Annotated in this window: 16 protein-coding genes; all 16 read left to right on the top strand. The window is 41.2% G+C overall.

Translation table 11 applies throughout. The features are described from left to right. Window positions 1–2 precede the first annotated feature (2 nt). The 16 genes from rplR to PY091_RS17010 all read left to right on the top strand — a co-directional run bounded on the left by rplR (window position 3) and on the right by PY091_RS17010 (window position 12091). The gene (gene rplR / locus PY091_RS17085; RefSeq protein ID WP_275650719.1) at window positions 3–356 is read left to right on the top strand and encodes a 50S ribosomal protein L18; all 354 of its coding nucleotides are present in this window, start codon (window positions 3–5) and stop codon (window positions 354–356) included. Window positions 357–362: 6 nt separating this feature from the next. Continuing rightward, window positions 363–887, top strand: coding sequence for a 30S ribosomal protein S5 (gene rpsE / locus PY091_RS17080; RefSeq protein ID WP_275650718.1), 525 nt, complete (start codon window positions 363–365; stop codon window positions 885–887). A gap of 13 nt (window positions 888–900) precedes the next feature. Further along, the gene (gene rpmD / locus PY091_RS17075; RefSeq protein WP_108246825.1) at window positions 901–1080 is read left to right on the top strand and encodes a 50S ribosomal protein L30; all 180 of its coding nucleotides are present in this window, start codon (window positions 901–903) and stop codon (window positions 1078–1080) included. Between the two features lie 13 nt (window positions 1081–1093). Continuing rightward, window positions 1094–1546 carry a 50S ribosomal protein L15 gene (rplO, locus tag PY091_RS17070; RefSeq protein ID WP_275650717.1) on the top strand — a complete coding sequence of 151 codons (453 nt, stop codon included), beginning with the start codon at window positions 1094–1096 and terminating at the stop codon, window positions 1544–1546. Window positions 1547–1556: 10 nt separating this feature from the next. Continuing rightward, a complete protein-coding gene (gene secY, locus PY091_RS17065) occupies window positions 1557–2900 on the top strand; it encodes a preprotein translocase subunit SecY (RefSeq protein ID WP_275650716.1) in 1344 nt (447 codons plus the stop codon). Window positions 2901–2903: 3 nt separating this feature from the next. Continuing rightward, complete coding sequence (infA, locus tag PY091_RS17060) at window positions 2904–3119, top strand: translation initiation factor IF-1 (RefSeq protein ID WP_014031991.1); 216 nt, start codon at window positions 2904–2906, stop codon at window positions 3117–3119. Window positions 3120–3123: 4 nt separating this feature from the next. After that, window positions 3124–3240: a type B 50S ribosomal protein L36 gene (ykgO, locus tag PY091_RS17055; RefSeq protein WP_010519235.1), complete on the top strand. Its 117-nt coding sequence runs from the start codon at window positions 3124–3126 to the stop codon at window positions 3238–3240. A gap of 2 nt (window positions 3241–3242) precedes the next feature. Further along, window positions 3243–3617 carry a 30S ribosomal protein S13 gene (gene rpsM / locus PY091_RS17050; protein ID WP_207069554.1) on the top strand — a complete coding sequence of 125 codons (375 nt, stop codon included), beginning with the start codon at window positions 3243–3245 and terminating at the stop codon, window positions 3615–3617. A 101-nt stretch (window positions 3618–3718) separates the two neighbouring features. Further along, on the top strand, window positions 3719–4111 hold the full coding sequence (gene rpsK / locus PY091_RS17045; RefSeq protein ID WP_275650715.1) for a 30S ribosomal protein S11: 393 nt from the start codon (window positions 3719–3721) through the stop codon (window positions 4109–4111). A 113-nt stretch (window positions 4112–4224) separates the two neighbouring features. Beyond that, window positions 4225–4830 carry a 30S ribosomal protein S4 gene (gene rpsD, locus PY091_RS17040; RefSeq protein WP_224837439.1) on the top strand — a complete coding sequence of 202 codons (606 nt, stop codon included), beginning with the start codon at window positions 4225–4227 and terminating at the stop codon, window positions 4828–4830. Window positions 4831–4851: 21 nt separating this feature from the next. Then, entirely contained in the window at window positions 4852–5844 is a 993-nt protein-coding gene (locus PY091_RS17035) for a DNA-directed RNA polymerase subunit alpha (RefSeq protein ID WP_127023976.1), read from the top strand. A gap of 61 nt (window positions 5845–5905) precedes the next feature. Continuing rightward, the gene (gene rplQ / locus PY091_RS17030; RefSeq protein WP_275650714.1) at window positions 5906–6409 is read left to right on the top strand and encodes a 50S ribosomal protein L17; all 504 of its coding nucleotides are present in this window, start codon (window positions 5906–5908) and stop codon (window positions 6407–6409) included. Between the two features lie 97 nt (window positions 6410–6506). After that, the gene (gene carA / locus PY091_RS17025) at window positions 6507–7619 is read left to right on the top strand and encodes a glutamine-hydrolyzing carbamoyl-phosphate synthase small subunit (protein ID WP_275650713.1); all 1113 of its coding nucleotides are present in this window, start codon (window positions 6507–6509) and stop codon (window positions 7617–7619) included. A 117-nt stretch (window positions 7620–7736) separates the two neighbouring features. After that, window positions 7737–9029, top strand: coding sequence for a phosphopyruvate hydratase (eno, locus tag PY091_RS17020; RefSeq protein WP_275650712.1), 1293 nt, complete (start codon window positions 7737–7739; stop codon window positions 9027–9029). Window positions 9030–9148: 119 nt separating this feature from the next. Then, a complete protein-coding gene (locus PY091_RS17015) occupies window positions 9149–10687 on the top strand; it encodes a glycogen synthase (RefSeq protein WP_275650711.1) in 1539 nt (512 codons plus the stop codon). 120 nt (window positions 10688–10807) lie between these two features. Beyond that, window positions 10808–12091 (top strand): citrate synthase, encoded by a 1284-nt coding sequence (locus PY091_RS17010; protein ID WP_275650710.1) that lies wholly within the window; start codon window positions 10808–10810, stop codon window positions 12089–12091.

Here is a 12091-nt window from a genome sequence, read left to right as displayed (position 1 = left end):
CTATGGGATTATCTAAGACTGAAAGAAAATTACGCATCCGAAGAAGAATACGCAAAGTATCCTTCGGAACTGAAGCTAGACCAAGGTTGTCTGTATTCAGAAGCAATAAAGAAATATACGCCCAGTTGATAGACGACAATAAAGGTGTAACTTTGGCGGCAGCATCATCCAGAGATAAGGATATCGATGCCAAAGGAACAAAGTCCGAAGTCGCTACCAGCGTTGGGAAGGCCATAGCCGAAAAGGCCCTTAAGCTTGGTGTAGAAGCCGTTGCTTTTGATAGGGGAGGAAACCTATATCACGGAAGAGTAAAATCATTGGCTGAAGGAGCTAGGGAAGCCGGACTAAAATTTTAATAAGCTATGTACCAGAATTACAAAAACGTAGAGACAGTTAAGCCAGGTGGACTGGAGTTGAAAGACCGTTTGGTTGGAGTACAAAGGGTTACCAAGGTAACAAAAGGTGGTAGAGCCTTTGGTTTTTCAGCAATAGTTGTCGTTGGTGATGAAAACGGAGTTGTTGGACATGGTTTGGGAAAATCCAAAGAAGTTGCCACAGCGATCGCCAAAGCAATCGAGGATGCCAAAAAGAACTTGGTTCGTATTCCATTGAACAAAGGAACACTACCTCACGAACAAAAAGGAAAATTCGGTGGAGCAAGAGTTTATATTAAACCTGCATCTCACGGTACCGGGGTTATTGCCGGTGGAGCAGTGAGAGCCGTATTGGAAGCCGTAGGAGTTCAGGATGTATTGTCCAAGTCTCAAGGTTCTTCCAACCCTCACAACGTGGTAAAAGCTACTTTCGATGCCCTTCTACAATTGAGAAGTGCTGATACCGTAGCAAAACAAAGAGGAGTTTCTTTGGAAAAAGTCTTTAAAGGATAAATTAGAGGATATTATGTCAAAGATTAAGGTTAAACAAATAAAGAGCGGCATTAAAAAGCCACAGAACCAAAAAAGAACTTTGGAGGCTCTTGGACTGAAAAAGATCGGACAGGTAGTTGAGCATGAAGCAACTCCTAGTATCCTTGGAATGGTAAATAAGGTAAAACACTTGGTTTCCACAGAGGAAGCTTAAAATATAAAGGCACATGGATTTGAATAATCTTAAACCAGCGGATGGCGCTGTGCACAAAGAAGGAAAACGTGTAGGACGTGGAGAAGGTTCCGGTAAAGGAGGAACTTCTACCCGTGGACACAAAGGAGCCAAGTCTAGATCTGGATATTCCAAGAAGATTGGTTTCGAAGGTGGTCAGATGCCATTGCAAAGACGTGTACCTAAGTTCGGTTTTACTAACATGAACAGAAAAGAGTACACAGGAATCAATTTGGGCAAGTTGCAAGAGTTGGTAGACAAAGGAACCGTTAAAAACGAAGTTACTTTGGAAACTCTTATCAAGAACGGATTGGCCCACAAAAACGATTTGGTAAAGATCTTGGGTGACGGCGAATTGAAAGCTTCACTAAAAGTATCTGTACATAAATTTACTGCTTCCGCTAAAGCTGCTATCGAGTCGGCCGGAGGTGAAGCAATAAGTTTATAAGAAATATAGCATGAAGAAATTTATTGAGACCATATCAAATATCTGGAAGATTGATGAATTGAGACAACGTATAATCCTAACATTGGGATTGTTATTGGTATACCGTTTTGGTGCCCAAGTTGTTCTTCCCGGTATTGATACCGCCCAGTTGGCGGAATTATCCTCGCAGACTGAAAATGGTATCTTGGGTATTCTGAATGCTTTTACGGGTGGTGCTTTTGCGAATGCTTCGGTGTTCGCTTTGGGTATTATGCCCTACATCTCCGCTTCCATTGTGGTTCAGTTGATGGGAATTGCGATTCCTTATCTTCAAAAACTACAAAAAGAAGGAGAAAGTGGTAGAAAGACCATCAACCAGATTACCCGTTGGTTAACAATTGGTATCTGTATTGTTCAAGCCCCTGCCTATTTGTACGGTCTTGGTGCCCTAGGTGTACCGGACAGTGCGTTTGTTTTAGGCAAAGGTTTGGATTTCATCGTTCCAGCTGTTATTATATTGGTAACAGGATGTGTGTTCGCCATGTGGTTGGGTGAGAAAATTACCGACAAGGGAATCGGAAACGGTATCTCTTTGTTGATTATGGTAGGTATTATCGCCACAATGCCACAAGCGTTTGCTCAGGAATTTGTTTCAAGAACAACCAACAACACTGGAGGAATCATGTTTATGTTGATCGAAGTTATCGTTTGGTTCTTGGTAATCTTAGCCAGTGTTTATTTAACGATGGCCGTAAGACAGATTCCAGTACAGTACGCAAGAAGAACTGCTTCTGGTGGATATGAAAAGAACGTAATGGGAGCACGTCAGTACATTCCTTTAAAATTGAATGCATCTGGTGTAATGCCCATTATCTTTGCACAAGCAATTATGTTCGCACCAAGTTTAATTGGTAGAACATTTAATGATACTGCTGCAGGACAGTGGATGGAAGTACAGTTCGCCGATATATTCGGATTGGCTTACAACATCCTATTTGCAGTGTTGATCATTATATTTACTTACTTCTATACAGCAATCACCGTTCCAACGAACAAGATGGCCGATGACCTGAAGAGAAGTGGTGGTTTCATTCCGGGTATTCGCCCAGGAAAGGAAACCGGAAACTATTTGGACAAAATAATGTCCTTGATTACATTACCTGGGTCTATCTTTTTGGCTTTGTTGGCAGTATTGCCTGCAGTAGTGGTTAAATTGATGGATGTACAGGCCGGATGGGCATTGTTTTATGGAGGTACATCACTATTAATTATGGTGGGTGTGGCCATTGACACTGTGCAACAAGTAAACTCTTATTTGTTGAACAGACATTACGACGGCTTGATGAAAACCGGTAAAAACAGAAAAGTAGCATAATTTATGGCAAAGCAGCCAGCAATAGAACAAGACGGGACTATTATTGAAGCATTGTCCAATGCAATGTTCAGGGTAGAATTGGAAAATGGGCACGTGGTAACGGCGCACATTTCAGGGAAAATGCGCATGCACTATATTAAGCTGCTTCCCGGTGATAAAGTAAAGTTGGAAATGAGTCCATACGATTTAACAAAAGCAAGAATTACTTATAGATACTAGTTACATGAAAGTAAGAGCATCAATAAAGAAGAGAAGTGCCGACTGCAAGATAGTACGCAGAAAGGGCAGATTGTACGTAATCAACAAAAAGAATCCTAGATTTAAACAAAGACAAGGGTAATTATGGCAAGAATTGCAGGTGTAGATATACCTAAACAAAAGCGTGGCGTTATTTCTCTTACCTACATCTTCGGGATAGGTAAAAGCAGAGCGCAAGAAATTTTGGCAGCAGCCCAAGTAAGCGAGGATACCAAAGTTTCCGATTGGACCGATGATGAAATCGGTAAGATCAGGGAAGCAGTTGGTGCTTACACGATTGAAGGTGAGCTTCGCTCAGAAACCCAAATGAACATCAAGCGTTTGATGGACATTGGTTGTTACCGTGGAATTCGCCACAGATCTGGATTGCCATTGAGAGGTCAGCGTACCAAAAACAACTCTAGGACCAGAAAAGGAAAAAGAAAAACAGTTGCTAACAAGAAAAAGGCAACTAAATAATAAGAACATAGTCATTAGTATTTAGACGTTAGAAGAATCTGTTTGAAATGTAAAAGTCTAGGATTCCAATAACTAAGAGCTAACACTAGAAACTAAAAAATATGGCAAAAGCAAGTAAAACGACAACAAAGAAGCGCAAGGTAATCGTAGAATCTACCGGTGAGGCGCACGTTGTTGCATCTTTTAACAACATCATTATTTCCCTTACCAACAAGAAGGGTGATGTAATTTCATGGTCCTCCGCAGGAAAAATGGGATTCCGTGGGTCTAAAAAGAACACTCCTTACGCAGCTCAGGTAGCAGCAGAGGATTGTGCTAAAGTAGCTCACGAAGCTGGATTGAGAAAAGTAAAGGTTTATGTAAAAGGACCAGGTAACGGTAGGGAATCTGCAATTCGTTCCATTCACAATTCAGGAATCGAGGTAACAGAGATTGTTGACGTTACTCCACTTCCGCACAACGGATGTAGACCACCGAAAAGAAGAAGAGTTTAATTATCAATTATATTGTTTAACGGGCCCCCTAAAAAGGGTCTTCACCCGAAGGTGCAGTTAGATTATCGAAGGATAAGCCTTAATTCATAATCGCACTTTCAAACCAAAAGAAGATGGCAAGATATACAGGACCAAAAACAAAAATCGCTAGAAAATTTGGAGAAGCGATTTTCGGAGACGATAAGTCATTCGAAAAGAAAAATTACCCTCCAGGACAACACGGTAACAACAGACGTCGTGGTAAAAAGTCTGAGTACGCAATCCAGTTGATGGAGAAGCAAAAAGCAAAATACACTTACGGTATCTTGGAAAAGCAATTCCGTAACCTTTTTGCCGAGGCCAAAAGAAAAGAAGGAGTAACCGGTGAGGTATTGCTTCAATTATGTGAGTCTCGTTTGGACAATGTGGTATTCAGAATGGGAATTAGCCCATCAAGAAGAGGTGCGCGCCAATTGGTATCACACCGTCACATTACCGTAAACGGAAATGTCGTTAACATTCCATCCTATTCACTAAAAGCAGGAGATGTTGTTGGTGTTAGGGAAAAATCAAAATCAGTACAATCCATCGTAGATTCTTTGGCTAACAATAGCAGCGTTTACGAATGGATCACTTGGAACTCTGAAAAGAAAGAAGGTACTTACGTTGCCGTTCCAGAAAGACTTCAGATCCCTGAGAATATCAAGGAGCAGCTGATCGTCGAATTATACTCTAAATAAGAATTCAACATTAATCCAATTATGGCATTACTTAATTTTCAGAAGCCCGATAAAGTTATAATGATCGATTCAACAGATTTCGAGGGGAAATTCGAATTTCGTCCTTTGGAACCTGGGTATGGATTAACAGTTGGGAATGCGCTGAGAAGGGTTTTGCTTTCCTCTTTGGAAGGTTTTGCCATCACTTCTGTGCGCATAGATGGAGTTGAACATGAGTTTTCTGTTATACCAGGCGTTGTTGAAGACGTTACAGAAATTATCTTGAACCTAAAACAAGTTAGGTTTAAAAGACAGATTGATGATGTTGAGAGCGAGACTGTTTCTATTTCCGTTAGCGGAAAAGAACAAATGACAGCTGGTGACTTCCAAAAGTTCATCTCAGGATATCAAGTGCTGAACCCAGACTTGGTCATCTGCAACATGGACCCTAAGGTGAGCATCAACATGGAAATCGTTATAGAAAAAGGTCGTGGTTATGTTCCTGCAGAGGAAAACAAAAAATCCAATGCCCCATTGGGTAGCATTGCGGTTGATTCCGTTTACACTCCTGTGAAGAACGTAAAATACAGCATCGAAAACTATAGGGTAGAGCAAAAGACCGATTACGAAAAATTGGTTTTCGAAATCATCACCGATGGTTCCATTCATCCTAAAGATGCCTTGACCGAGGCCGCTAAAGTTTTGATTCACCACTTTATGTTGTTCTCCGATGAGCGTATCACCCTTGAGGCTGATGAAATTGCTCAAACAGAGACCTACGATGAAGAATCATTGCACATGCGTCAGTTGTTGAAGACCAAATTGGTAGACATGGACTTGTCCGTAAGGGCGTTGAACTGTCTTAAAGCCGCCGAAGTGGATACTTTGGGTGATTTGGTTTCCTTCAACAAAAACGATTTGATGAAGTTCAGAAACTTTGGTAAAAAATCATTGACCGAATTGGAAGAATTGGTCATCAACAAAGGCCTACAATTTGGTATGGACCTTTCCAAATACAAATTAGATAAAGATTAATAATCATATTTTGCTCTCCTGTGAAAAATGGGATTTGGTAGCAAGATGATAACTTAGAACAATGAGACACGGAAAGAAGTTTAATCACTTAGGTAGAACATCTGCCCACAGAAAAGCCATGTTGGCTAATATGGGTTGTTCCCTAATCGAGCACAAAAGAATCAACACTACAGTTGCCAAAGCTAAAGCGTTGAAGCAGTTTATCGAGCCCTTGATCACAAAAGCCAAGACCGAGAACAACCAGACTACCGAGAAAGGTACTCACAACAGAAGGGTTGTTTTCAGTAACTTGAGAAGCAAAGAGGCTGTAACCGAATTGTTCAGCACTGTAGCTGAAAAAGTTGGTGATAGACCAGGGGGTTACACAAGAATTATTAAATTGGGTAACCGATTGGGAGATAACGCTGATATGGCGATGATCGAGTTGGTGGACTTCAATGAGCTTTACAACGCTGGTAAGCCTAAGAAGAAATCAACCAGAAGAAGTAGAAGAGGCGGTGGTGCCAAGAAAGCTGAGGCTCCTGCTCCAGCAGCTGAAACCAAAACTGACGATTCTGAAGAATAAGAAGAATGTTATTAACTATTGTATTTAACGAAAAAGGATAAGTGAGAACTTATCCTTTTTTTATGTTTTTTTGTCTTAACTGAAACTAGAGCACGAAATGAAGTATCACACAAAGAAAAAAGCGTTGATTTTGTTGGCGGACGGAACCATTTTTTATGGTAAGGCCGTTGGAGGAAGAGAAGGTACCGCAGTAGGAGAAGTATGTTTCAATACTGGGATGACAGGTTACCAAGAGATTTTTACCGACCCATCTTACTACGGGCAGTTAATGGTGACCACCAATGCCCATATTGGGAACTATGGTGCCCATGAAGATGAAGTGGAATCCGATTCAGTGAAGATTGCAGGCCTTATCTGTAAGAACTTCAGTTACGACTATTCGAGACCGGATGCAACCATGAGTCTTTTAGATTTCTTGGACAAAAACAATCTATTGGCCATCTCTGATGTGGACACCCGTGCTTTGGTGAGTTACATTCGGGACAATGGAGCCATGAATGCCTTGATCTCTACAAGAGTGGAAGAGATAGATGCCTTAAAAGAAGAATTGAAACAAGTTCCAAGTATGGAAGGTTTGGAACTTTCATCCAAAGTATCCACAAAAGAACCTTATTTCTACGGTGACGAGAATTCCGAAATCAAAATATCTGCTTTAGATATTGGAATCAAAAAGAACATCTTAAGAAATTTGGCCAAAAGAGGAGCTTACATCAAAGTATTCCCTTACAATACACCTTATGATCAAATGAAGGAATGGAATCCAGATGGGTATTTTATATCCAATGGCCCTGGAGATCCAGAACCTTTGACGGATGCCGTTGCGGCCACTAAAGAAATGATTGCCTCGGACAAGCCTTTGTTCGGAATTTGTTTGGGACACCAGGTATTGGCCCTGGCCAACGGAGTTTCTACCTACAAAATGCACAACGGACACAGGGGTATTAACCATCCGATCTTAAATTTGATGACAGGTAAGGGTGAGATTACTTCTCAAAACCATGGTTTTGCTGTAAACAGGGAAGAAACCGAAGCAAATGCGGAATTGGAGATTACCCACACTCATTTGAACGACCAGACCGTTGCAGGAATAAAAATGAAGAATAAGGACGTTTTCTCGGTACAATACCACCCCGAAGCAAGTCCAGGACCACACGATGCAGATTATCTGTTCGACCAGTTCTTCGATTTGATCAAGGCAAGGAAAAACTAAAACGTTATAGTTTTGTTTTTAAGCAATTAAGTGCGTTTTGTGAGTAATATCATGGAGTTAAAAACGCCACCTTTTGTATCTTAGCCCAATAATCACAACTAAAAACATTGAATTAAAATGAGCATCATTATCAACATTCATGCAAGACAGATATTGGATTCCAGAGGAAATCCTACAGTAGAAGTAGATGTAGTAACAGAAAATGGAATAATGGGAAGGGCAGCTGTACCTTCCGGAGCCTCTACTGGAGAGCATGAAGCCGTTGAGTTACGAGATGGTGGCGATTCCTTTATGGGTAAAGGAGTTGGTAAAGCCGTAAATAATGTAAACACCATTATAGCAGAGGAGTTGCTCGGAACTTCTGTTTTTGAACAGAACTATATTGACCAGACGATGATCGAATTGGATGGTACGCCGAACAAATCAAAATTGGGTGCCAACGCAATTTTGGGTGTTTCCTTGGCCGTGGCCAAAGCAGCCGCCAATGAGTTGGGCATGCCGTTGTACCGTTATGTAGGTGGAGTTAGCGCCAATACGCTTCCCGTACCTATGATGAACATTATCAATGGAGGATCACACTCCGACGCCCCGATTGCATTCCAGGAGTTTATGGTAATGCCAGTTAAGGCAAAAGACTTCAGCCATGCCATGCAAATGGGAACTGAAATCTTCCACAACCTTAAAAAAGTATTGCACGATCGTAACTTGAGTACTGCAGTAGGTGACGAAGGTGGTTTTGCACCAACTTTGGAAGGTGGTACCGAAGATGCTTTGGATACCATTGGTAAAGCTGTTGAAAAAGCCGGTTACAAGTTAGGCGATGATGTAATGATCGCTTTGGACTGTGCATCCGCTGAGTTCTATGTTGACGGTGCATACGATTATACAAAATTTGAAGGTAGCAAGGGAGTGGTAAGAACTTCTGAAGAGCAAGCGCAGTACCTTGCTGATCTTTGTGATAAATATCCGATCATCTCTATTGAGGATGGAATGGATGAGAACGATTGGGACGGTTGGAAACTGCTTACCGAAAAGATTGGAGATAAAGTACAATTGGTAGGAGATGATTTGTTCGTGACCAACGTAGAGCGTTTGTCTCGCGGAATCGAAAACGGAATTGCCAATTCTATCTTGATCAAGGTAAACCAAATTGGAACCCTTACTGAAACCATCGCTGCTGTAAATATGGCGAAGAACGCTGGGTATACTTCCGTAATGTCTCACCGTTCCGGTGAAACCGAGGACAATACCATTGCTGATTTGGCAGTAGCATTGAACACAGGTCAAATTAAGACAGGTTCTGCTTCACGTAGTGACCGTATGGCCAAATACAATCAATTGCTAAGAATTGAGGAAGAATTGGGCGATATCGCTTACTACCCTCAAGAAAAAGCTTTTAAAGTAAAATAAGCATAATATTTATTTAGCATACAAAAAGCCTTTTCCATTTGGGAAAGGCTTTTTTTTGTTACAATAATAAAGTTTGGTTAAATTAAGGCTTTACAAAACTATCATACTAAAATTCCCGCATGAATAACTTTCTTTTTGTTGCCGCCGAAAATGATGCTTTGGAAAACTGTAAAGCAGGAGGTATGGGCGATGTAGTTCGCGATGTGCCCAGACAGATTTCTGAGCGTGGCGATAAAGTACATGTTGTGGTGCCGTCCTATTCCAGATTACATCATGGGGGGCTACCAAGGACCACGGTAAATTTTTCATTGCGTGGAATGGGTTATACCGCGGAATTGTACGAAGTAAAACCTAAAAAGGAATTTCCCAATATTTTCCATTATGTACTGCATCATCCCGAGATAGAAGCTGGTGACATAGCGCATATTTACCATAATGATCCGGAAGAGCCGTTCTATACCGATGCGATCAAATATTTTATATTCTGTACAGCCGTTGCAGAAGCCATTAAGCAAGGCGCTTTTGGCGATGTGGATATGGTTCATTTGCACGATTGGCATTCCAGTCTGCTTCTATTTTTAAGGGAGTATCATCCAGACTATACGAATTTAAAGGATATCAGGATTGTCTATAGTATCCACAATTTGGCCATTCAAGGAATCAGACCTTTCGATGGAAATTATTCTTCTGTAAAAAATTGGTTCCCCAATGTTCCTTTGGACTATCAAAAATTGATGGATTATAGGTACCAGGATTGTATCAACCTCATGGCAGTGGGTATTCGATTCGCAGATGCTGTGCATACAGTATCCCCATCGTATAAAGAGGATGTTCTGTTGCCAAGTTCGCCTCCGGAATTTATCGGTGGAGAGGGATTGGAGAAGGATTTACAAAAGGCAGACGAAGAAGGGCGTTTGTTCGGTATTTTGAATGGATGTAACTATAAAGGCATCAACAAGGAAAAGAAGGGCAATATTTACCGTAATACGGTCAAGGCATTGTTCGGATGGCTGCAACAAGAGGATAAAAAATACAAGGCCGACTTTTTGGCCCATACCGGTGAAAAAATTATGGCCTTTGTGGAAGAACGTCCAAAGTTTATCGCATCCAGTGTAGCTCGATTGACCGAGCAGAAGTTTTATTTCTTTATGCGCTCACCAGAAGCTTTTGTTGAAATCCTCAAAAAATTGGAAAAAATCGATGGGATATTCATGCTTTTGGGTACAGGAGCCCCGGAATATGAGGAGCTCTTCAGAAAGCTCAGTTACGAGCATAAAAACTTCATTTTTACCAACGGGCAATCGGAAAAATTAATTGATTCCATGTATTTGGAGTCGGATCTATATTTTATGCCCAGTCTTTTTGAACCCTGCGGGATAAGTCAAATGTTGGCCATGAGAAACGGCAACCCTTGTTTGGTACACCATACAGGAGGGCTCAAAGATACCGTGGAGCATATGAAAACGGGTTTTGCATTTGATGGGGACAGCTACGATGAGAAAATAACCAGCATGTTGGAAGCTATGGATATTGCATTGGATGTGTTCGAAAACGACAAGCCTACTTGGAAAAAAATACAGGCCGCTGCACGAAGAAAACGATTTACATGGCAGAAATCCGTGGACGAATATTACAAACTGCTCTATAAATTGGATTAAGTCAATTTCCCTATATCATTTTAGCGTTAATATCTACACAAATAGCGGCTGGAAATTGTTAATGGCAGTGCTTTTTCGTAATTTTCGCATTCAATTTTTACTAATCTATTAAAATATAAAATGTCGGATAAAGCTATACTCGAATACGGGGGAGAAAGGTATGAATTTCCCGTTATCAAAGGTACGGAAGATGAATTGGCCATAGATATTAAAACCTTGAGGGCCTCAACAGGAATGGTTACCATAGATCCCGGATACAAAAACACGGGGTCCTGCGAAAGTGCCATTACCTTTTTGGACGGTGAGAAGGGTATTTTGAGATATCGTGGGTACTCCATTGAAGACCTTGCAGAGAAAGCCGACTTCTTGGAAGTAGCCTATCTTTTGATTTTTGGCGAATTGCCGAACAAAGAGCAGCTAGAGAAATTCCACAACGATATTAAAGAAGAGTCACAAGTAGATGAGGAGATGAAGAAAATTTTGGATGGATTTCCAAAATCGGCCCACCCAATGGGAGTACTTTCTTCATTGACCAGTGCTTTGGTAGCATTTAATCCATCTTGTGTGGATGTATCATCGGAATCAGCCATGTACAATTCCATAGTTCGTATTTTGGCCAAGTTCCCAGTGTTGGTGGCTTGGACAATGCGCAAGAAAAAAGGATTGCCATTGGATTATGGTGATGATACACTGGGTTATGTGGAGAACATCCATAAAATGATGTTCAAAAGACCAAACCAGGAATACAAAAAAGATAGAATCGCTATCGACGCTTTGGATAAGCTGTTGATTTTGCATGCGGACCACGAGCAGAACTGTTCTACATCCACAGTGCGTATCGTAGGATCCTCCCATGCAGGTCTTTTCGCTTCTTTATCGGCCGGTATATCTGCATTATGGGGTCCATTGCACGGTGGTGCTAACCAAGCGGTATTGGAAATGCTTGAAGCTATTGAGGCAGACGGAGGAGATACCAAAAAGTATATGGCTAAAGCAAAGGATAAGGATGATCCATTTAGATTGATGGGCTTTGGACACAGGGTCTATAAAAACTTTGATCCTAGGGCCAAGATCATCAAAAAATCAGCTGACGAAGTATTGGGCAACCTCGGAATCGAGGACCCTATTTTGGATATTGCCAAAGGTCTTGAAAAAGAGGCTTTGGAAGACAGCTATTTTGTGGATAGAAAACTATATCCAAATGTGGATTTCTATTCAGGAATTATTTACCGTGCCTTGGGTATACCAACCGAGATGTTCACAGTAATGTTCGCTTTGGGTAGATTGCCAGGATGGATTGCCCAATGGAGAGAAATGAGATTGAGAAAAGAACCCATCGGAAGACCAAGACAAGTTTACATTGGAGAAAATCTTAGAGATTTTGTTCCATTGGAAAAAAGGTAA

The organism is Flagellimonas okinawensis (assembly GCF_029194005.1).
In the GTDB taxonomy this organism is placed as follows: Bacteria; Bacteroidota; Bacteroidia; order Flavobacteriales; family Flavobacteriaceae; genus Flagellimonas; species Flagellimonas okinawensis.
Note: the sequence above shows the minus strand (reverse complement) of the source record. Positions and strands in the feature narration are given on the sequence as shown.